We start from the raw sequence: 20,901 nt of genomic DNA, 5'->3' as shown, positions 1-20,901 counted from the left end.
ACATCCCTCAATTCCATGTGAATTTTGATTTTGGTATTGCTAGATTACTAGTGTGGAGCGTAAATGTTTAGTTAGTACCCTTTTGATTGTACCATAATATGTAAAATAAAACAGGATGTATATCCAATTTAAGGGAGATTGAAAAATTTACTCATTGTTGTAAATTCGTGTGTTTTAGCTTCTATTTCAATCGAAATGTAGACAGGATAAAGAAATTTTTTATAGAAATTTCAATTTTTACATCTTAAAATAATGATAAAGCGTAGATGAATTTATTCACTTCGGAGGTAGTTATTTGAACATTAACGAGAAGGCAATTGAAATGTTTGAACAAAATAAATATGAGGAAGCAATGGAACTGTTTCAACAAGCAGTACATGAATCTAGAGACGTACAATCTCTCAATAATCTTGCTTGGATGTACTTCTATGAGGAAGAGAATGATGATAAAGCTCTTGAATTAATAAGAGAAGTTGTTAAGTTGAATCCTTCTTCATACTTTCCTTATAACATCTTAGGGGACATTTACATGAAACAAGAAAAATGGACAGAAGCGAAAGAAGTATTACAAAATCTATTTCGATTCAACCATCGGATGAAGCATATCATAATGTAGCTGTAGCTCATTATAACCTTGGAGAGCTGGAAAAAGCTTCGGAATTTTTTTTACGAGTTGCAGGGGATTCGGACTATATCATGTATAGCTATGTAAAATGTTTAATTGATTTAGAACGAACGACAGAAGCAAAAGAGAAGTTAGATACTTTTAACAGGGAATCTGATAATTTTTTAGGGGAAATTAATGTAGCAGATTTATATGTTGAATTGAATTGCTATAAAGAAGCAATTGAATGGTTCGAAAAGGGATATAAAGAATGCTGGAAAAGTCCTAATTGGATTGGTAGATTTGTGTATGCTCTATATAAAACGAATAATTTCTCCCGTATAAATGAAGTTATACGGGAATCTATCGAAGCGAAAACAGCAGAAATAGAAGATGTTCAGAGTGAAGAAGTAGAAGAAAACTGGACAGAAAATGATAAGAAAGAGTTAATTGAGGAATATACAGAAGAGAATAATTGTTATAAAACAATGGTAGAACGTATCAAATCTGGATACGTTCCAGGATTAGAGTTTGAAACTGATCATATAGGGGCTTGCTATTTATTTGGTTGTAAAAGACATAATCACCTTGAATATGAAAAATAAAAAGATTCGACTGTCACATATGATGGTCGAATCTTTTTCGTTATAGGTCGCTTGTATTACATAGGTGTATATCCTCTTTAGAGGCCACTTTTTTTATATTCAAAATATGTAGTGAAATAAAACCAATAAGTCCTATTCCGCCAAAAATAAGCCATGGTGTATACATTCTGCTTAAGTTGGATGTAAAAGATGTACCGGTATAATTACCAATGATAAAACCAAATGCGAGTGATAGTTGATAAAATCCGAAGAAAGTGGCTGTATATGATTCATTACTGTAATTTGCAATAGCGATATCAGCGTTAGGTAATACGAGTGTTTCACCGATTGTAAATAAAATTACACAAATAAAGAGCCAATATGGGTGTTGAAATAAAGGAATGAGTAAAAAGGAAATACTCATTAATAAAACACCGTATTTAATAATCGAAAGTGTGTTGTATTTGTGGAATAATTTTCGGAATAATACCATAAATATGACGCCTGTTATCGCATTTATCGTAATAACGAGTGTAGCAAGTTGATTGCTATTACTAATGTTTTTCATATGAAGTGGAAGTGCGACAGTAAGCTGAGTAAACATAATATAGAAGAAAATCATGATAAAGGAAAACAGAAGGAAAGATTTGTTTTGTAAGATGACCTGTATTCCTAATGTAATAGACGTGTTTTCAGTAGTGACTTGGAAGTGATTTTTAAGTAAGTAAAAAATAAAAGCAAATAACAGCATAAGAGATCCTGTTAGAGAGAAAGCGTAGAGTGGATCGAGTAAGAGTAAGAATCCTCCTGCAATTGGTCCGATTATTGCACCGCAATTAAAGCTAAGGTTTAAATATGTAAATAAATTTTTTCTCAAATGAGCTGGCTGTGAGCCAAATATAGCGCGAGCGGCAGGTTCGTAAAATGCAGTTCCGAAGCCAATAAGTGCAGAAGAAATAGAAATTGTATAGAAATCAGAGCATATTCCTAAAGCGATAAATCCGACTCCTCTTAAAAATAATCCGGCTATCATCATAATGATATAGCCTATTTTGTCAGCAATTAACCCTGAGAATAATGGGATAACTCGTGATGTAATTGTCATAATCGTCAACACTGTTCCTACTTGGACAGCAGAAAAATGAAGAAAGGTTAATAGATAAATAGCTAAAAATGCGTATACTGCAAAATACCCAAAAGACATAAAAAATGAAGAAATAAGCATGAAACGTATCGGTGTTGAGAAACCTTTCATAGAAATCCTCCTAATTATGTAACCAGTAAAATTATTTGATGGTTAACTATTTTATACTATAATTATACATAAAGTCAGAAAAAAGTAAATTTTAAGAAGAAGGTGGATCGAATTGAATCAAAACGCTCCAAATGAACTAGAATATATTCGGGAATTTTTAAATACATGGAGAATACCAAACGATACGAGAGAGCCAATTGATTTGCTGCAAACAAAAGAAGATATAAAGCTCTTTATGAAAGAATATTTTGATGAAGAGTTTCCATTTCATACGATAGAGGAATTAAGAGGTTTTCGAGAAGATATTCGGATGACAATTGAAGGCGGAGAATCATTGCAAAAGTGGTTAGAGAAATACCCATTTCATGTACATATAAAGGATGATATGAAAGGTATTACATATGAACCAGTATATGAAGAGAATGTGTATACAAAAGTGTTAAGCATTGTGTTAATGTCAATTCAAGAAAATGTGTGGGGAAGGTTAAAAGCATGTCCAGATTGCCGCTGGGTATTTTATGATCATTCGCGTAATGGAAGTAAAAGATGGTGCGGTATGTATGCTGGAGAAGAAGGAGGAAGAGCGTGCGGTACAATTGCAAAAGTGAAAAATTACCGAGCGAAGAGAAAAGGAAGAACGGGTTATGATGTGTAATTAATAGTGGGGAAGAAAATGGATGGGGGAATGTAGCATATGAAAGGTACACAAATGTTAGCTTTAAATAAAAAGTGTTGGGATACAGTTGCACCTTATTTCTTTCAAGTGGATTGTTTACCGAAATATGGTCCTTATACGGCGTCTGAAGATGAGATTCATTTGTTCGATTCAATTAAAGATAAAAAGGTACTTGATATTGGATGTGGAAGTGGGCATTCGCTGAAATATATGGGGGAACATCGAGCAGAGGAAGTATGGGGCCTGGATCTTTCAAGTGAACAAATTAAAATAGCGAATGAAACGTTAAAGAGTTGGAATCCAAAGTTAATATGTGGAGCAATGGAAGAAGAAGGGGATATACCGAAAGATTATTTTGATATTGTATACTCCATTTATGCATTAGGCTGGACTTCGGATTTAAGAAAAACGTTGGAATTGATTTATTCGTATGTAAAGCCAGGAGGAAGTTTTATTTTTAGCTGGGAGCATCCCATATATTCAAACTTACAGTATGGTACAGAAGAAGTTGCTATAAAGTCTTCTTATCATGAGGAAACGCCCATTACGTTTGAAACATTTAAAGGAGAAAATGTACAAGCGACATTATATAAGAGAAAAATAAGTACATACATAAATGAGTTAAATAGAGCGGGATTTAAAATTGAGAGAATAGAAGAGCCTGAACCATCAAGCTCGTTTGATGGAGAACTAGCTGAGCCGTCTACGAAGTATTATTCTTTATATAAAGCTAGAATGGTGCCGACTACTTTTATTATTAAAGCTAGAAAATAAACTGTTTTTATAAAAGAAGCCTATCATTTCAAACAAATGATAGGCTTCTTTATTTTAATAAAATTCAGGTTAAATGTGTACTTTTCTTATAAAAATGCATTTCATATAAAAGGTGTAATTATTTTGGGGAAGGGGGATTGTTGTGCGTCATCATAGAAAGTGCAAAAAATTTGGAGTGGCACTGCCTCTTCCGCTTCTAGGAGCAACGGGTCCGACAGGTAATAGTGGTCCAATCGGTCCAACTGGAGGGCATGAAGGTCCTGTTGGTCCTACAGGGGTGACTGGACCGACGGGAGCAACTGGGCCCCAAGGTCCTCAAGGTATCAGGGGGATACAAGGTCCCCGAGGGACAACAGGAGCACAAGGAATACAAGGGGTTATTGGTGATACAGGAGAGCAAGGTATAACTGGCCCAACTGGTCTCCAAGGTGCTCAAGGATTAATTGGTAACCAAGGTCTAATTGGTGATATTGGAGTACAAGGATTAGAAGGAATACAAGGAGCTACGGGTCCTGCTGGTAGTCAAGGTATACAAGGCATACAAGGAATACAAGGGGAAATAGGTGAGCGAGGACAAACAGGGGCACAAGGAATGCAGGGAGAGAGAGGCATAACTGGAGTCTCGGGTATAACTGGTCCACAAGGCCCTCAAGGTGTTCAAGGAATACAAGGAGAGCAAGGGGCTATTGGTATACAAGGGGAAGACGGCTTCCAAGGTATACAAGGAATTACTGGAGAAGAAGGCCCACAAGGAGCTCAAGGAATACAAGGTGAAGTGGGTCCAACTGGTTCTACTGGAATGCAAGGTGCCCAAGGTATAAGTGGAATAAAGGGGATAACAGGTGTAATAGGTTTACAAGGACCACAAGGTGTGCAAGGAATACAAGGTATAACGGGAGCAACAGGTTTTCAAGGGATAAAGGGAATAAGAGGTATAACAGGAGCGACGGGTAGTATTGGCACTCAAGGCTCAGAAGGACCACCGGGCGGTCCGACGGGAGTGACCGGTCCAATTGGCCCTTCTAGTGGGGTGACTGGACCAGCTGGCCCACCCGGTCCACCAGGAGGTCCAACAGGTCCAACGGGTGCGACCGGTTCAACAGGTGTAAGCGGAGGGATAGGACCAATTGGAGCGCAAGGAGTGCAAGGTATAACAGGTCCAACAGGTTCTCAAGGTGTAAGGGGAGCGCAAGGTTCCCAAGGTGTAGTTGGAGCAGTTGGAGTACAAGGAGCACAAGGTCCTCAAGGTAACCAAGGTATAACAGGTCCAACTGGTGCAGAAGGTTCTCAAGGAATACAAGGTCCGCTGGGAGTAACTGGTCCAACTGGTGCAGAAGGTCCTAAAGGTATTCAAGGTATACAAGGTGTGATAGGTCCAACAGGTGCACAAGGAATGGTGGGAATACAAGGGATAGCTGGTCCAGTTGGTGTTACAGGAGCGGAAGGAGCTCAAGGAACACAAGGAATCCGAGGAGCAACTGGTCCTGCTGGAGCACAAGGTATACAAGGAGTTCAAGGAATTCAAGGGGAAACAGGAGCAGCTGGAACACAAGGTCCTCAAGGTGTTCAAGGGATACAAGGGACTACCGGATTGACAGGTACACAAGGTGCCCAAGGTCCTCAAGGAGTGCAAGGAATAATAGGACCGACTGGAGCTATTGGTTTGCAAGGTCCTCAAGGATTACAAGGAATAACGGGTCCAACAGGAGCGCAAGGAGTGCAAGGAATACAAGGAGTGCAAGGAATTATCGGCCCAACAGGTGCACAAGGAATTAGAGGTCCCCAAGGAAATACAGGGGAAGTCGGTATAACAGGCTCACAAGGAGTCCAAGGAGCGCAAGGTAGTCAAGGCTCACAAGGCCCACAAGGAAATGTTGGAATTACAGGAGCAACGGGCGAAACTGGAGCCACAGGAGCAACTGGGGCAACTGGACTACAAGGAGTGCAAGGTGTTCAAGGGATTACGGGAATACAAGGAATAACGGGAACGACAGGCAATACAGGTGCAACGGGTCCGCAAGGAATACAAGGTATACAAGGGATTCAAGGGTTGCAAGGCCCAATTGGAGCAAGTGGGGTGACAGGTGCTAGTGGTAGTATAGGCCCAGTTGGAGCACAAGGTAGTCAGGGCCCAAGTGGCGTGGTGGGACCGACAGGAGTAACTGGTAGTGCAGGTTCAATAGGTTTCTTGGGAATAGCGGGAGCGACAGGAGCGACGGGCTTACCTAGCGGGGGAGGTTATTTCTTTTCTACTTCAACGAGTATAATTGCAGCGAATGCGTTAATACCAATTAATTCTGGATCTACAGTTTTTGGTTCTGATGTCAGTTTAACAAATGCAACAACTGTAACGTTAAGTACGCCGGGAATTTATTTAGTAAGCTATTATTTTCAAGGCGATCCAACTGCCGGAAATGAAACAATTTCAGTGAGGCTTACTTTAAATGGAATACAAGTCGCAGGGAGTTTTATTTTTTATGTTACAGGAGGTACTTTTATATTAGAACCAGCAGTTTCGAATACGATGGTCATTGAAGTTACTTCTTCAAATGCAACTTTGTCTTTACAAAATGGTCCGTTAGCTATCGGGCATGTAACGACATTATCTGGTGTGATAACAGCTAGTTTAAATGTATTAAAAATAGTTTGATACGTTAGTTATAACGGGGGAGATGCTTGTGAAGAATCAAGATAAGTGTAGTAAGTTTCAAGCACCTATTCCTTTTCCACCGCCAGGTATTACGGGGCCCACTGGTCCAACCGGTCCAACTGGTGCTTTAGGTGGACCAACTGGACCGCAAGGAATACAAGGCGTACAAGGTCCAATCGGTCCAACCGGCCCACAAGGAATACAAGGAGTGCAAGGGGTGCAAGGAGAAAATGGTCCAACCGGCCCAACTGGCCCAACAGGAGCCACTGGGATAACTGGTCCGACAGGTTCTGCAACTGGCCCGACTGGAGCAACCGGTCCAACTGGTCCACCAGGAGGTCCAACTGGTCCAACCGGTCCAGCAGGATCACCAGGGGGTCCAACTGGTCCGACTGGAGCAACAGGGGCAACAGGAGCGACCGGAGCAACAGGAGCGACTGGAATTCAAGGGGTACAAGGAATACAGGGACCGACCGGAGCAACTGGTGTAACAGGTTTGCAAGGAGTACAGGGACCAATGGGGGCAACGGGTCCAACGGGTGATCAAGGCATTCAAGGTCCACAAGGGATACAAGGAGTAACCGGTCCGACTGGTCCGCAAGGTCTACAAGGAATCCAGGGACCGGTAGGAGCAACCGGTCCGACTGGTCCACAAGGAGTGCAAGGGGCACAGGGGCCAATCGGTCCAACCGGCCCTCAAGGGATACAAGGCATACAAGGTGAGCAAGGAGTAAGGGGAGCGACCGGTCCAACTGGTTTACAGGGGCTACAAGGAATCCAAGGTCCGAGTGGTCCAACCGGTCCTCAAGGAGTGCAAGGCGTACAAGGTCCGAGTGGCATAACAGGTCCAACTGGTCCTCAAGGAATACAAGGTATTCAGGGACCACAAGGAAGTATAGGCCCAACCGGTCCTCAAGGAATACAAGGTGTGCAAGGTCCACAAGGCCCAACCGGCCAGGCGGGAGCAACGGGTCCTCAAGGAATTCAGGGAATACAAGGTCCAATTGGTCCAACCGGCCCCCAAGGAATTCAGGGGATACAAGGCGTGCAAGGTCCACAAGGCCCAACTGGTCCAACCGGTCCTCAAGGTCTACAAGGAATAACTGGTCAGGCGGGTCCAACCGGTCCAACCGGTCCAACCGGCCAGGCGGGAGCAACGGGTCCTCAAGGTCCACAAGGAATTCAAGGACCACAAGGAGCAACCGGTCCAACTGGAGCAACCGGCCAGGCGGGAGCAACGGGTCCTCAAGGTCCACAAGGAATCCAAGGACCACAAGGGGTAACGGGGCAGGCGGGAGCAACCGGCCAGACGGGAGCAACGGGTCCTCAAGGTCCACAAGGAATCCAAGGTCCACAAGGGATAACGGGTCCAACAGGAGTAACGGGCCAGACGGGATTGACTGGTGCAACTGGACCGACCGGAATACAAGGCATACAAGGAATAACAGGAGCGACAGGGGGAACAGGAGTAACAGGCCCAACAGGTGCCACGGGTCCAACAGGCTTAACTGGAGCAACAGGATCATCTGCTATATCGACAGGTGGCGGATATTTCTTTTCTACATCAACAAGCACAATTGCAGCAAGTGCCAACATCCCAATTAATTCTGGATCCACTGTATATGGAACTGGTGTATCTTTAACTAGTGCTACGACAGTCACAGTAACGACGCCAGGAATATATTTAGTAAGCTACTATTTTCAAGGGGATGCAAATGGTGGGAATGAGACAGTATCTGTTAGATTGCTATTAAATGGAACGCAACTAACAGGGAGTTTTATACAAAACGTAACGACATCAACTGTAGTAATCGAACCAGCCATTTCAAATACACTTCTTGTGAATGTGACGAGTGCCAATTCAACATTAATATTACAAAATGGCCCGTTAGGTGTAGGGCATGTGACTACTATAGCAGGTGCGATTACAGCAAGCTTAAATGTAGTGAGAATTTTATAAAGAATATAAAAAACACAAGGAATGTCTTTGTAAGACACACCTTGTGTTTTTTAATATTAAATAAACATTTTCTTTATCTTTTCGGTTGAAAAATATGCTGAAAGAAGTATTTGTGATGTAAGTTATCTACAACCTTATTTGCTTGATATGTGCGTTGTTTTTCAATTCGAAGTCTTTGCTCCATCATTTTAATTGCGTGATCAGATAAACGTAACATAATACATTCTCCTTTTCTATAAATATAGGTGACTATTTGATATCGATCCCATATTTATAATTAAGGAGGCAAAATGTGTAACATAGGCAAAAAGCACCTTCCTCTCCCATTACGCTTACGAGGTTAGCTGTCGGACTCGGGAAGTGAGAGTTTCCCTACTTAAAAAAGATTCGCCCCAAGTAGCATAGCTACAAAAATGGTTCCCCCGCTCCAAAATTTGGACTCAGCAAAAGGTTTTATAAAGTAAAAAATAACATAAAGAAGCGAACAAGTCAAATTATTTTGTGTATTCTGTCTTTTTTAATTGCGCAAGAATCATACCGTCAGGAAGTATTGTATCTGATACTGTAATGAATCCGTGTTTTTTATATAAAGTAATAGCAGGGGTATTCGCTTTACCTGTTTGTACAATGTATGTCATTGAAGAGGGAAACATGTTAAATATATAAATTAGGAGTTTTGTTGCGATTCCTTTTTGAAAAAAATCGGGGGATACAACTAACCTGTGGATATCGATTAGTTTTTCTTCTTGTACAAAAGAAATAAAACCGACAAGTTTATTTTCAGAAAAATATCCATAGAATGTTTCAACACAACTTTGAATATCGTTTACAGTATCATATAAACGAGGTATGGCAGTGCTATTTAAGTAGTCTGCTTCAACTTTATAAGCTGGAATTTGAACCTGTAAAATGGATGTTGCTACTTCAAAAGAACTGGAATTTAACTTAAGAATCATAGATAATGAAGCCTCCTTTAAATATGGTATATGAATATAATTGCTTTATGGGTGAGTTTGACAATATTTTTCTTTTTTGCATATAATATATGTATCTCCATATGTAAAATAGTAGTAAATATATTTCTATAGTGAAATATGATTAGCAATGATAAATACATATGTTTGTATTAAATCATACAAACTATAATAGAAATGGAGGGCTAAAAATGGGATGGATTATCACATTAATAGTTGGTGCTATTATAGGTGCAATTGCTAGTTCTATAACGGGTAAAAATTTCCCGGGTGGTATGTTCGGAAATATTATCGCAGGTTTATTAGGTGCTTCGTTAGGTGGTAGATTATTTGGATCCTTTGGGCCATCATTTGGTGGGATTCATGTAGTGCCAGCATTATTAGGTGCAATCGTGTTAATTTTTATTGTATCATTTGTAGTGAAAGCTGCAAAGAAATAGATATATAGATTATGATGAAGAGCCCTGAATAAGGGCTTTTCATCATTCGAAGAGGTGGTTTCATTGGAGAAAATAAATATAAGAAAAAGAGATAAGTTAAGAAAGTTTTTTAGAGAACAAAATTATTTGGCGGTATTACTTGGATTTGCGTTATTGTTCATTAATATTTTATTGCTAACAAAAATATCATTTGTTTTTACACCGTTTATCGTATTTTTAAAAACAATTTTCTTCCCAGTACTATTAGCAGGCGTACTATTCTATATTTTACATCCATTCGTTTCGCTTTTAGAAAAGAAAGGTGTTTCAAGAATCGTATCGATAGCTTCTATATATTTAATCGTACTAGGATTATTTGTATTTTTAGTTGTAACGGTTATCCCTATTATTAAAGATCAAATTGATGCATTAATTGATAACTTACCGTATTTTGGCCATGAGATTGAACAAGCAGCACGTAGATTCGGGGAAAGTAATTTACTCGGTAAAATTCAGGAGAATTTAAATATTAATGTTGCGAATATGGTAAAAGACTATACAGTTGATTTTACAAAGTCATTATCATCAGTAACTGGGAATGTAACTGGATTTTTGAGTACTGTTACAGAGGTTGTTTTAACATTTGTAATGGTTCCATTTATATTGTTCTATCTTTTAAAAGATGGTGAACAATTGCCGAATCACTTCTTAAAGTTCATTTCAGAGCAAAGACAACCAGCAGCAATGAGAATACTAGATGATATGCATTATGCGATTAGCTCGTATATTAGAGGTCAAATTATCGTGAGCTTATTTATCGGTATTATGCTATTAATTGGTTATCTTATTATTGGTATTAAATATGCGGTATTACTTGCGATTTTAGCGATGATTGTAAATATCGTTCCGTACGTAGGACCAATTATCGCGATTACACCAGCGTTAATTATCGCATTCATCGACTCGCCAGCAATGGTGTTAAAAGTAATTATCGTTATGATGGTTGTACAATTAGCAGAAGGTAAATTTATTTCTCCGCAAGTTATGGGTAAAAAGTTAGATATTCATCCGATTACTATCATTTTTATCATTTTAACTGCCGGAAACTTATTCGGGATTATGGGCATTATTTTAGCCATTCCAGGATATGCGATATTAAAAGTGTTAGTTACGCACGGTTATAGATTTGTTAAGTTGAATACGTGAAAAAAGAGCTAAAACAGTATTATCTGTTTTAGCTCTTTTTTATTAACAATTCATTTGCATATTGGCGTGCCCATTGATCCGCTTCTAATATAGCATCTAGTGAAGGATCTTTTACGTTATGATGAGCTTCAACTGTTTTGTAAATTGTTTTTTCAATATCGAAAAAGGCAATTTCATTTTTTAAGAATAGTGCATTCGCAATTTCATTTGCTGCATTTAATACAGCGGGAGTAGTACCACCGATTTTGCCACATTCATATGCGTATTGTAGACAAGGGAACTTCTCTAAATCTGGTTTTTCAAAATGTAAACTACCGATTTCTAATAAATTTAATTTTTCATAGGAAGAAGGTAGCCGAGTAGGATAGTGAAACGCATATTGAATCGGCATTCTCATATCAGGAGCACCGGGCTGTGCCATAACTGATCCATCAATAAATTCTACTAAAGAATGAATGATACTTTCTTTATGAATCATTACATCAATTTTTTCATATGGAATATCAAATAGCCATCTCGCTTCCATTACTTCGAACCCTTTATTCATTAATGTGGCAGAATCAATCGTTAGTTTTGCGCCCATTAACCAGTTTGGGTGCTTTAAAGCATCTTTTGCTTGTAATGTTTGCATTTCATCACGTGTTTTATCACGGAATGCACCGCCAGAAGCTGTAACGATTAATTTCTCAATTTCTTTATTATTTTCTCCGTTTAAACATTGGAAAATAGCTGAATGTTCGCTATCTACTGGAATTAAGCGACATCCGTTTTGTTTCGCTAGTTCAGTTACGATATGTCCAGCTGCAACTAACGTTTCTTTATTAGCGATGGCAATATCTTTCTTCGCCTTTAATGCTTCAATCGTTGGAAGTAGTCCGGAAACTCCGACAACAGAACTTAATACAAGATTTGAATCAGGGTGAGTAGCTACCGCAATTAAGCCATCAGTTCCGTATGTGATTTTTGTATTCGCTGAAATACGCGTACGAAGCGTGTCTGCTAAGTCTTTTGTTGCAACGCTTACAATACGAGGTTGAAACGTTTTGATTTGTTGCTCAAGAAGATCGATATTATAATTTGCGGTTAAACCGACGATTTTGAAATGTTCAGGATGAGCTGAAACGACATCTAATGCAGATGTGCCGATGGATCCTGTGGAACCTAAAATGGATATATATTTTACCATGAAAAAACCTCCAAAGTTGTTTCGAATATTTCTGCAAACCTATATAATATTAGACAATTGAAGTGGAAATTCCTGCTATATAAAATAGAAAATTCGGGTTTGTTTGGAAGTGAAATGTGATAAACTGTAAAAAATAACGAAAAAGCAATGAAAGAGAAGAGTACATATTCGAAACTTTTCAGAGAGCTGATATGTGGTGAGAATCAGTAAGGGATGAATATGGAATGGACTCTGGAGCTTCTAACTGAAATGAGTAGGTAAAGACGGTTACTTCACGTTATTGAAGTATGAAGTGAGCTAATGATAGCTAATTAAGGTGGTACCGCGGGAGTCTCTCGTCCTTTTTAAGGATGAGGGGCTCTTTTTATTTTGCGAAAGGAGGAGTTAGTGTGAGTGAAAAAATAATGTTAACAGGAATTAAGCCGACAGGTTATCCGCATTTAGGGAATTATATTGGTGCGATTAAACCTGCATTACAAATGTCAAAGAATAATGAAGGAAAAGCATTGTACTTTATAGCTGATTATCATGCATTAAATGCTGTGCATGATTCAGAAAAGTTCAGCAGTTATACGAAAGAGGTAGCAGCTACTTGGTTATCGCTTGGACTTGGGGAAGATGTTGTTTTTTATCGGCAAACAGAAGTACCAGAAATTCTAGAATTAGCTTGGATTTTAGCTTGCCTAACTCCGAAAGGTCTTATGAACCGTGCTCATGCGTATAAAGCGAAGGTGGAGCAAAATAAAGAAGCGGGGTTAGAGGTCGATGCAGGAGTGAATATGGGGTTATATACGTATCCGATTTTAATGGCAGCTGACATATTATTATTTCAAGCTACCCATGTACCAGTTGGAAAAGACCAAATTCAGCATATTGAAATTGCGCGTGATATTGCGACGTATTTTAATCATACATTTGGCACGACATTTACACTTCCGGAGTATGTCATACAAGAAGAAGGAGCTATTTTACCTGGTCTTGACGGAAGGAAGATGAGTAAAAGTTACGGAAATGTGATCCCATTATTTGCAGAGCAAGAAAAACTACGAAAGTTAATATTTAAAATCAAAACAGATTCTTCACTTCCAAATGAACCGAAAGAACTAGAAACCTTATTTACAATTTATAAAGAATTTGCGACAGAAGACGAAATACAGTCATTACGTGAAAAATATGAGACTGGAATCGGATGGGGCGATGTAAAAAAAGAGTTGTTTCGCGTTGTAGATCGAGAGTTAGCTGGACCTCGTGAAAAGTACGCAATGTATATGAATGAGCCGGATTTATTATATGAAGCATTAGAAAACGGTGCTGAGAAGGCACGCGCTATTGCAAAGGTAAATTTAGCGGAAATTAAAAAACGGATTGGATTTGAGAGGGAACGTTAAGCGTTCCCTTATTTTTTTTGATAATCTGTAATAATCCTCTCAATAACAGAGGGAAGATTATTAGGTAATTCATTAAGTGAAAAGAAGCGTAGTTCTTTTGATTCACTTTGATCGCATACAAGTTCACCATGAAATTCTCGGCAAATATAAACAACGAGTACACCGTGTACTTGATCGCCGTTTGGATAGATTTGAAAGAAGTCTGGCCCTGAGTATGTACGGAATAGTTCTGGATTTTTAATAATAAGTCCAGTTTCTTCAAACACTTCTCGTTTTAAAGCATCTTCTAACGTTTCGTTATATTCTAGGGCACCACCAATAATGCTCCAGCGGTTAAAATCTGTACGGAGCTGCAGCAATACTTCATCTTTTTCATTTAATATAATGGCGTGTGATCCTATTAGAATAAGTGGATGATTTCCTACTAGATTTCTCATATCTTCAATATAACCCATGTCATTGCTCCTTATATTTAATAATAGTTAGGAATTTCTTTTAACATTCTTTCTGTTTTACGTGCTGTAAAGGCTAAGTTATGGTCGTCTTTCGTTCTGAAAAATAATGTGCGTAAAAAGGTTTTAATATTGGCACATAAAATACAATACTCATTAAGCGAAAGGCGTTTTCTAATTTGAGGAAGCCTTTTTATTTTTTTATGAATAATAGAAATTAACTCGTTTTGAGGAAAATCATGATACAGCATTGCTAGTAATGGAGTAACAATGCGTTCATCTTCGTTATTATGAAAAAGGTCAGATGGAATAAAGATTTTATTTAATAAACAATGAATTAATTCTTCGTACCATTCAAAAGTTGTATACGTATTATGAACAATTTCAGTAAAGGCATCAGATACGTGAGCAAGACAATGAGCCCATCCTTTATTTTCGATATAGCCCCGAAAATCCGTTTCTAAGTTTGTGTATGTAATGAGTTTATTTTTTATTTCTTCGATATCCTCCTCTGTACAAAAGTAGTGCGAATTAGCGAATTGGAGTATTAACGCAATTAACGAAACAGTGTAAGAACGTGTGAAAACCCCATCTGTATGTGGGGAGTAAATGTCACAATATAAATACTCATCACTTAAACAAGTTTGCAGAAGTAATTTCAGCTGATCGTCCATAAGGAATTCATGATGAATGAAATGCGCAAAACATTTATATATAAGTTGGTAACGAACGTAGCTATCAGTCGTTCCGATATACTGAAGCATGTTCAAAGTTAACTCATTTACGTCTATATGCTGTAGTTGCGTATAGTCATTTTGTTGTATAAGCTCTAACTGTTGTTGCAATGCTGTAATATCCACTGGAGAACCTCCTCCGCACTTTAAAGATGCGATCTTTTCTAGTATTCTATATATTCAAGGACAATCCTGCTCATGCAAGGAGAACGATTAGAAATTCGAGTATGATATAGATGAGGGAAGAATATGACGACGATAGAACAGTTAGAAAAACATTTTAAAATAAGAAGAAGTGCTTCTTCTATTATGATAAAAGAAAATAATGCAGAGATTTTTACAGAAGAGCAATTAGAGGAAATGATGCAATATTGCGTTGCTGAAGCTAAAAAAAGTGAATTAGAAAAACTACATTTTGAAATCTCTTCAAAAAGTCCAAATTATGATGTGTATAAAAAATGTTTTGAAACGTATTCATTTGAATATGTTACGGAAAACATGATTGTATTTAAAGATATATATGAAGTAGAAGATGTAGAAAGTGAAATGGATTTTAAGCTTATTGAAGAAGTTGGAGAAGAGGCTTTTTATTCACTGTGGAATGAAGCGACGGGAGAACCAGTCGCTCATGATCAATTTGTGCATATGATGCTACAAGAAATTGGTGAGCAATGGAAAGAACATTGCTTAACAGCGAGTGTCGATGAAGAGCCGATAGGAATTGTAATCCCGCATATTGAAAGAGGTACGTTAGAAGAAGGGAAACTTATGTACTTCGCAGTTACTCCAAATATGCGTAATAAGGGATATGAAGCGGCATTATTTGCAGGTGCGATGTTTGTCTTAAAGGAAATAGGTGCATCTTATTATATTGGTGAGACAAATATACAAAATGAATGGATGAAGGATGTTTTTGAAAAGAATGGATGTCAGCTGCTTAGTTCAACTGAGAGATATGTGAGAAAGTTTTAGGAGGATGAATGATGTATACTCTCGAACTCGTATAGCGGGAGGGGACTATATATGTTAAAGCAATCCATGCATTCATTCGTGTTATTGTATCCAAATGTATTGTTAGAAGGCTGGAATGTTGAAAAAGTTTCAGAACGTTATGAAGGTGAAAAGTGGGGAACTTTTTGGTTTCAGGTTGTTACTCCAACTGGGATGTTTCGAGTAAAGGAATTTTTTCTCGATATAATGGAACCAGCATTTCTGGATAGCTGTATTTCTCAAGCAAAAGGAGATTCTTTTCAATATAAAGGGCTTGTGTATTGGAAAGGTATAAATTATAAAGGAAAAGAAAGTTACGTTACATCTATATGGAAAACACAAGTTGAAATTTCTGTTGATCATGGATATGTAAACCAAGACGAAATGGAACGATTTCTATTTGAATTACAACCAGTAAATATGGAGCTTGGGAAAACGATATTACATACATCATTTCACTTATTAAGCTTTCAAGCGAAGAGAAGTGAAATGGGTGAGATAGGAAGATGTAGAGAGTGGAATGCTCCAGATGACGTATCCTATGTAAATTTGTTAATTCATGAAAAACTAAATTGGAAACTTGAATCGGTCGGTTTCGGAAATGACGAAACGCAGTATGTATACTGGGACGAAGTTAATAAACTATATGCACTTTGGGTTTGTAGACATAAAAACAAAGCGTATTATCCTATTTCTTCATGGACAATGAACTATGGCCCAAAACAAATTATAAACGGGTTAGAGTTTTATCCGCACCCTAATCGCGGAACAGTTGTATACGAAGATTTAGGTAATGAACAAATCGCATACGTATTTCGCGGTAATCCATGTACAAATTTTGAACAAGTAAAAGAACTTTTCGCCTGTTTGTAAGATAAAAAGAAAAATGAGAACGACAAAGTAGATATTTGTATAATACAATAGAGTGAGATTCGATTATATGAGAAAGCGTTGGTGAAAGAATGGGACAGCAAAGAAATTGGTTACAAGCAACTGTAGAAAGAAATAAAGATAATACGTTACAAATAAAGTGGGAAAATAATATAGAAGAAGTTCGTATTTATTGGAGTACTTCACCAGATCATATTGAAGAAAATGGAGAATTACTTGCAACAGTAAATGGGGAATTATCATATACAATTGAAAACCCCAGTGAAAATGAACGTCCATATTTTAGATTAGTAGGAAGTAATGGACAAGCAGTAACAGTAGCCGAGCGTAGATTGCCATTACAAGGTGCGTTTAACTTCCGTGATATGGGAGGATATGAAACGACTGAAGGCCGTAAAGTAAAATGGGGCAAATTATACCGCTCTGAAGAATTAGCAGGGCTAACTGAATGGGATATTGCCTATTTACAAAAGTCTGGTTTAAAGTTAATTTGCGATTACCGTACAGACTTTGAAGTGAAGCATAAGCCGAATCCAGAAATTACGGGTGCTCGTCAAGTGTGCTTACCAGTTATGCAAGACTTAGCGAAAGACTTAAATATAAATGAGTTTTTCCAAGTTGGTGACCTTTCTATGTTAGGAAAACCAGGTGAGTATCTTGTGAAAATGAATCAAGATTTCGTAAGTGGTAACGAGGCATTCGTGAGCTTCTTAAACTTAGCGCAAAACCCGGAAAACTTACCGTTAGTAAACCACTGTACAGCTGGAAAAGATCGTACTGGATTTGGTTCAGCATTATTACTACTTTTACTAGGTGTACCAGAAAAAACAGTAATGGAAGACTACTTACTAAGTAACGGATTCCGTGAAAAGCTAAATGAAAAAATGATGGCCTTTTTAGGTGCGAAATTACAAAACGATGAGAGCAGAGCGATATTAGGTGCAATGTTTGAAGCACGTGCTGAATACTTGCAAGCTGCGATTGGTGAAATTCAAAAGCAATACGGATCAGTTGAAGCATACGCTGAAAAAGCTCTTGGCTTTACGAAAGAGTCGTTAGAGGAAATGAAAGAGTTATTGCTAGAAGATTAATAATGAGAAGGAGGCTGAGCGGATTAGCCTCCTTTTACTATTGTTGCTATAATTTTGTTAATGAGGATGTTGTGCACAGAGGAGAAAATGGATGAAAAGAACTTAAGAATCGGGGGATAAAATGATTCATACACGTGTAAAAGCAGAGGGGTTAAGAGAGAAGCTGGCAACAATACTAAGTCAAGAGTATAAGGAACTAGCTATTCAAGATTTAAAGGTGATTGGAACGGGAGTGCAAAATATTGTTTTTCAAGGAGATTCAGAAAAGGGGTCTTTGGCATTTCGAGTACCGTGGGAAAGAGAAGTGGAAAATATAAATGAAGACTTATTTAACAGTCGGATTTCGTTGCAAAAGGAAGCGGAGCTGTCTAAGTATTGTCATTCAAAAGGTATTCCAGTACCAAGGATACACGGATTGCATCTTTCAACCGAACTTGATTTTTTAATTTCGGATTGTGTGTATGCTGATCATATGCCAATTTCCGCATGCAAAATAGGGGAGTTAGTGAGCAATCTTCATAGTATGCCAATTGATGGTTTGTATTACAAACAAAATATTAGAGAGCCTATTAGTAAGTATATAGCAGAACGAATTGTGAAACGGATAGAAGGGTTTAATACAATCACGAACTGCAAAATTAATCTTCCGGATACAAAAACAATTGAATATATTCTTAGTACAGCAGATCATGTAAAATGTTTATTACATATGGACATTCGACCAGCCAATTTAATCGGGTATAATGGAGAAGTTAAAGCAATAGTTGATTGGGATAATGCTTTAATTGGTCATCCATTGCTGGAGCTTATGAGAATAGCTGAAACAAATGAGGTTAGTTGGGATGAATTTAAAGATGGATATAAGAATGATAGTATCTTTAATGTTACTCCTCATATTCTTAGTTTATTTTATAGACTAGATACAGCAGTCATGCTAGCAAATTTATTTATAGCACATTTGAAAATAAAAGATAAAGGTGTATTCTATAAAGAGCGGGTTAAAGCGCTTCATCACGACATATATAAAAACTTATAAGCAATGAGAACGAAGCTTTTAAAATAGGAATTGAGGAGAACATCATGAAATACAAATTTATATTATTCGACGTAGACGATACATTATTAGATTTCCCTGAAACGGAAAGACACGCATTACATAATGCGTTTGTACAGTTTGGCATGCCTACAGGGTATAATGATCATCTTGCAAGTTATAAAGAGATTAGTAATGGATTATGGAGAGATTTAGAAAATAAAATGATTACGCTAAGTGAATTAGCCGTAGAGCGATTTAGACAATTATTTGCACTTCATAATATAGCCGTAGATGCGCAGCAATTTAGTGATGTATACCTTGAAAATTTAGGGAAGGAAGTACATCTTATAGAAGGCGCAGTACAATTATGTGAAAATCTTCAAGATTGCAAGTTAGGTATTATTACGAATGGATATACGAAGGTGCAACAATCAAGAATCGGAAATTCGCCTTTATGTAATTTCTTTGATCACATTATTATTTCTGAAGAAGTTGGTCATCAAAAACCAGCGCGTGAGATTTTTGATTATGCATTTGAGAAATTTGGAATTACGGATAAATCAAGTGTACTAATGGTCGGAGATTCGCTAACTTCTGATATGAAAGGCGGAGAAGACTTCGGCATTGATACGTGTTGGTATAATCCGAGTTTGAAAGAGAATAAGACGAGTGTTAATCCGACTTATGAAGTGGAGAGTCTGCTACAAATTTTAGAAATTGTAGAAGTGGCTGAAGAAAAGGTAGCTTCATTTTAATTGTGCTGATATTTGTCGAAAAATCGATATATTTGAAAAATCGTTGATATATTGTAAGTTGTGATAGATATATTTGAAAAATCGCTCATATAAATTCATATACTAAGATATAGAACAAAAAATAGCGCTACTATACAAGATCATTCACGTGTTATAATGCGTGAATTAAATATGCGTATATAAATAGTCTCTCAGAGTGATGCGATGTCATGTATGATTAGTGTAACAACTAGAGGTGAATAAAGGATGTTAACGTTTTTATTTGAGTTAGATAAGAGTATCCCGCAGAAGGATGAGCCACGGTATGATGCTTATTCAAAGGGCTTTATCGAAGGAGATGTAACGATTTGCGCGAGTGACAGCGTATTTTTTCAAAAATCATGTATGAAGGTTGCAGAGCTGGGCATTTATTTAGGTCAGTGGATGGAACAAGTTCAACATGGGCAGAACGTGCCTATGAAATATGAAACGGCTGACCGTGAAGAGGTAATTCTTGGTTTCTTCTATGAAGAGGATCATAATCAATGGAATGTTTTTTCCAGCTGGCAAGAATTTGAACTTCAAGAGCGTATAGCTACTACAACATTAATAGAGAGTGTTCAACGCTATTTGTATGAGCTAAATAAAGAACTGCGCATGATAGAATATCCTGTGACGTTTGATCAGTACTTAAGAGGAGAGCGAATGATGCAGCTCTCTTACAAACGACCGTGTGATAGCAAAGCAGATACGACACCGATAGAGGTTTATAATGGAAGTGAGCAAGTAGGCGTAGTAAGGGGCTATTATAAAAATACGCTGATGAGAGTGCTGGATTTCATTCCAAAAATTGGTAGTAATATTATTTATGAAATAAAGGATAGTAAGGACAATATTCGCGTCATTGCAAAGGATGTAAGTAGGCAGCGCCAAAGAAGGATTTTAGTAACGTACAAAGATAATCATGATGCAGAGCATGAAATACTTGTATGTGACGGAAAGTTATTGGATGCAAATTTCTTATTTACCTTTACATATAAGGCAGAAGAATATGTTGTTCATAAAACTTCATTTGGAATGGGAAAGTTATTACGAAAGGGCTATGTAATTGCAGATTGGAATATTCGTCTTGAGGAAGATATGTATTACATTGAGATGAATGTATATGATGAAGATTACATGCAGGATCAATACTTGCTATTAGGCGTATTTCATGCGGTTTTATATGGATAATCAATGAGAAATACCGTCATTCTTCTTGGAAAGAATGACGGTATTTTTTTATGTGATTCTTGTG

At 37.7% G+C, this 20,901-nt stretch carries 19 protein-coding genes, 1 pseudogene, 1 riboswitch and 1 other annotated feature; of the genes and pseudogenes, 14 read left to right on the top strand and 6 right to left on the bottom strand.

Translation table 11 applies throughout. The annotated features are described in order from the left end of the window. Positions 1–295: 295 nt before the first annotated feature. A pseudogene (locus DN407_RS16250) lies at positions 296–1,209 on the top strand (tetratricopeptide repeat protein). Positions 1,210–1,249: 40 nt separating this feature from the next. Here the strand turns inward: DN407_RS16250 and DN407_RS16245 are convergent. Further along, on the bottom strand, positions 1,250–2,443 hold the full coding sequence (locus tag DN407_RS16245) for an MDR family MFS transporter (protein ID WP_000675760.1): 1,194 nt from the start codon (positions 2,441–2,443) through the stop codon (positions 1,250–1,252). Positions 2,444–2,555: 112 nt separating this feature from the next. Here DN407_RS16245 and DN407_RS16240 point away from each other — a divergent pair, with 112 nt between their 5' ends. The 4 genes from DN407_RS16240 (at position 2,556) to DN407_RS16225 (ending at position 8,503) form a co-directional block, all read left to right on the top strand. Next, entirely contained in the window at positions 2,556–3,098 is a 543-nt protein-coding gene (locus tag DN407_RS16240) for a CGNR zinc finger domain-containing protein (RefSeq protein ID WP_048568364.1), read from the top strand. 39 nt (positions 3,099–3,137) lie between these two features. Next, on the top strand, positions 3,138–3,893 hold the full coding sequence (locus DN407_RS16235; RefSeq protein ID WP_098286357.1) for a class I SAM-dependent methyltransferase: 756 nt from the start codon (positions 3,138–3,140) through the stop codon (positions 3,891–3,893). Between the two features lie 142 nt (positions 3,894–4,035). Beyond that, positions 4,036–6,543, top strand: coding sequence for a collagen-like protein (locus DN407_RS16230; RefSeq protein WP_149216479.1), 2,508 nt, complete (start codon positions 4,036–4,038; stop codon positions 6,541–6,543). A 22-nt stretch (positions 6,544–6,565) separates the two neighbouring features. Then, entirely contained in the window at positions 6,566–8,503 is a 1,938-nt protein-coding gene (locus DN407_RS16225) for a collagen-like protein (protein ID WP_149216478.1), read from the top strand. A gap of 73 nt (positions 8,504–8,576) precedes the next feature. On the opposite strand, the gene DN407_RS31670 is transcribed toward DN407_RS16225, so the two are convergent. Together DN407_RS31670 and DN407_RS16220 are read right to left on the bottom strand one after the other, a co-directional pair. Next, positions 8,577–8,720: a hypothetical protein gene (locus DN407_RS31670; protein ID WP_000945243.1), complete on the bottom strand. Its 144-nt coding sequence runs from the start codon at positions 8,718–8,720 to the stop codon at positions 8,577–8,579. A gap of 96 nt (positions 8,721–8,816) precedes the next feature. Further along, positions 8,817–8,959, bottom strand: a riboswitch (cyclic di-AMP (ydaO/yuaA leader). A 38-nt stretch (positions 8,960–8,997) separates the two neighbouring features. Next, positions 8,998–9,459 carry a GNAT family N-acetyltransferase gene (locus DN407_RS16220; RefSeq protein ID WP_030026548.1) on the bottom strand — a complete coding sequence of 154 codons (462 nt, stop codon included), beginning with the start codon at positions 9,457–9,459 and terminating at the stop codon, positions 8,998–9,000. A gap of 209 nt (positions 9,460–9,668) precedes the next feature. On the opposite strand from DN407_RS16220, the gene DN407_RS16215 reads away from it, so the two are divergent. Together DN407_RS16215 and DN407_RS16210 are read left to right on the top strand one after the other, a co-directional pair. Continuing rightward, positions 9,669–9,917, top strand: a complete 249-nt coding sequence (locus tag DN407_RS16215) for a GlsB/YeaQ/YmgE family stress response membrane protein (protein WP_000539730.1) — start codon at positions 9,669–9,671, stop codon at positions 9,915–9,917. A gap of 63 nt (positions 9,918–9,980) precedes the next feature. Further along, on the top strand, positions 9,981–11,102 hold the full coding sequence (locus DN407_RS16210) for an AI-2E family transporter (protein ID WP_000411481.1): 1,122 nt from the start codon (positions 9,981–9,983) through the stop codon (positions 11,100–11,102). A gap of 28 nt (positions 11,103–11,130) precedes the next feature. On the opposite strand, the gene DN407_RS16205 is transcribed toward DN407_RS16210, so the two are convergent. Beyond that, a complete protein-coding gene (locus tag DN407_RS16205) occupies positions 11,131–12,288 on the bottom strand; it encodes a 1-deoxy-D-xylulose-5-phosphate reductoisomerase (protein WP_149216477.1) in 1,158 nt (385 codons plus the stop codon). 138 nt (positions 12,289–12,426) lie between these two features. After that, positions 12,427–12,634 (top strand) — a binding site (T-box leader). A gap of 43 nt (positions 12,635–12,677) precedes the next feature. Between DN407_RS16205 and DN407_RS16200 the strand changes: the two genes are divergently transcribed. Continuing rightward, positions 12,678–13,676: a tryptophan--tRNA ligase gene (locus DN407_RS16200; protein ID WP_001290893.1), complete on the top strand. Its 999-nt coding sequence runs from the start codon at positions 12,678–12,680 to the stop codon at positions 13,674–13,676. Positions 13,677–13,684: 8 nt separating this feature from the next. Here DN407_RS16200 and DN407_RS16195 read toward each other — a convergent pair whose 3' ends face one another. Both DN407_RS16195 and DN407_RS16190 read right to left on the bottom strand, forming a co-directional pair. Next, positions 13,685–14,131, bottom strand: a complete 447-nt coding sequence (locus tag DN407_RS16195) for an NUDIX hydrolase (RefSeq protein WP_061654939.1) — start codon at positions 14,129–14,131, stop codon at positions 13,685–13,687. Positions 14,132–14,148: 17 nt separating this feature from the next. Next, positions 14,149–14,988 carry a DUF2785 domain-containing protein gene (locus DN407_RS16190; protein ID WP_000355452.1) on the bottom strand — a complete coding sequence of 280 codons (840 nt, stop codon included), beginning with the start codon at positions 14,986–14,988 and terminating at the stop codon, positions 14,149–14,151. A 123-nt stretch (positions 14,989–15,111) separates the two neighbouring features. Between DN407_RS16190 and DN407_RS16185 the strand changes: the two genes are divergently transcribed. The 6 genes from DN407_RS16185 (at position 15,112) to DN407_RS16160 (ending at position 20,837) form a co-directional block, all read left to right on the top strand. After that, complete coding sequence (locus DN407_RS16185) at positions 15,112–15,834, top strand: GNAT family N-acetyltransferase (RefSeq protein ID WP_149216476.1); 723 nt, start codon at positions 15,112–15,114, stop codon at positions 15,832–15,834. Positions 15,835–15,885: 51 nt separating this feature from the next. Next, entirely contained in the window at positions 15,886–16,725 is an 840-nt protein-coding gene (locus tag DN407_RS16180; protein ID WP_149216475.1) for a hypothetical protein, read from the top strand. Positions 16,726–16,814: 89 nt separating this feature from the next. Continuing rightward, complete coding sequence (locus tag DN407_RS16175) at positions 16,815–17,834, top strand: tyrosine-protein phosphatase (RefSeq protein WP_000531496.1); 1,020 nt, start codon at positions 16,815–16,817, stop codon at positions 17,832–17,834. Positions 17,835–17,955: 121 nt separating this feature from the next. Beyond that, a complete protein-coding gene (locus tag DN407_RS16170) occupies positions 17,956–18,870 on the top strand; it encodes a phosphotransferase family protein (protein ID WP_149216474.1) in 915 nt (304 codons plus the stop codon). A gap of 44 nt (positions 18,871–18,914) precedes the next feature. Then, positions 18,915–19,625 carry a YjjG family noncanonical pyrimidine nucleotidase gene (locus DN407_RS16165; RefSeq protein WP_000875414.1) on the top strand — a complete coding sequence of 237 codons (711 nt, stop codon included), beginning with the start codon at positions 18,915–18,917 and terminating at the stop codon, positions 19,623–19,625. A gap of 246 nt (positions 19,626–19,871) precedes the next feature. After that, the gene (locus DN407_RS16160) at positions 19,872–20,837 is read left to right on the top strand and encodes a tubby C-terminal domain-like protein (RefSeq protein WP_000955120.1); all 966 of its coding nucleotides are present in this window, start codon (positions 19,872–19,874) and stop codon (positions 20,835–20,837) included. The last annotated feature ends 64 nt before the right edge of the window (positions 20,838–20,901 follow it).

It is taken from the genome of Bacillus sp. JAS24-2 (genome assembly GCF_008274905.1).
GTDB lineage: Bacteria > Bacillota > Bacilli > Bacillales > Bacillaceae_G > Bacillus_A > Bacillus_A cereus.
Note: the sequence above shows the minus strand (reverse complement) of the source record. Positions and strands in the feature narration are given on the sequence as shown.

Coding starts and splice junctions, on each gene's coding strand:
- DN407_RS16245 (WP_000675760.1), bottom strand. CDS start 2,443: ATGAAAGGTTTCTCAACACCGATACGTTTCATGCTTATTTCTTCATTT.
- DN407_RS16235 (WP_098286357.1), top strand. CDS start 3,138: ATGAAAGGTACACAAATGTTAGCTTTAAATAAAAAGTGTTGGGATACA.
- DN407_RS16225 (WP_149216478.1), top strand. CDS start 6,566: ATGCTTGTGAAGAATCAAGATAAGTGTAGTAAGTTTCAAGCACCTATT.
- DN407_RS31670 (WP_000945243.1), bottom strand. CDS start 8,720: ATGTTACGTTTATCTGATCACGCAATTAAAATGATGGAGCAAAGACTT.
- DN407_RS16220 (WP_030026548.1), bottom strand. CDS start 9,459: ATGATTCTTAAGTTAAATTCCAGTTCTTTTGAAGTAGCAACATCCATT.
- DN407_RS16215 (WP_000539730.1), top strand. CDS start 9,669: ATGGGATGGATTATCACATTAATAGTTGGTGCTATTATAGGTGCAATT.
- DN407_RS16205 (WP_149216477.1), bottom strand. CDS start 12,288: ATGGTAAAATATATATCCATTTTAGGTTCCACAGGATCCATCGGCACA.
- DN407_RS16195 (WP_061654939.1), bottom strand. CDS start 14,131: ATGGGTTATATTGAAGATATGAGAAATCTAGTAGGAAATCATCCACTT.
- DN407_RS16185 (WP_149216476.1), top strand. CDS start 15,112: ATGACGACGATAGAACAGTTAGAAAAACATTTTAAAATAAGAAGAAGT.
- DN407_RS16180 (WP_149216475.1), top strand. CDS start 15,886: ATGTTAAAGCAATCCATGCATTCATTCGTGTTATTGTATCCAAATGTA.
- DN407_RS16175 (WP_000531496.1), top strand. CDS start 16,815: ATGGGACAGCAAAGAAATTGGTTACAAGCAACTGTAGAAAGAAATAAA.
- DN407_RS16170 (WP_149216474.1), top strand. CDS start 17,956: ATGATTCATACACGTGTAAAAGCAGAGGGGTTAAGAGAGAAGCTGGCA.
- DN407_RS16165 (WP_000875414.1), top strand. CDS start 18,915: ATGAAATACAAATTTATATTATTCGACGTAGACGATACATTATTAGAT.
- DN407_RS16160 (WP_000955120.1), top strand. CDS start 19,872: ATGTTAACGTTTTTATTTGAGTTAGATAAGAGTATCCCGCAGAAGGAT.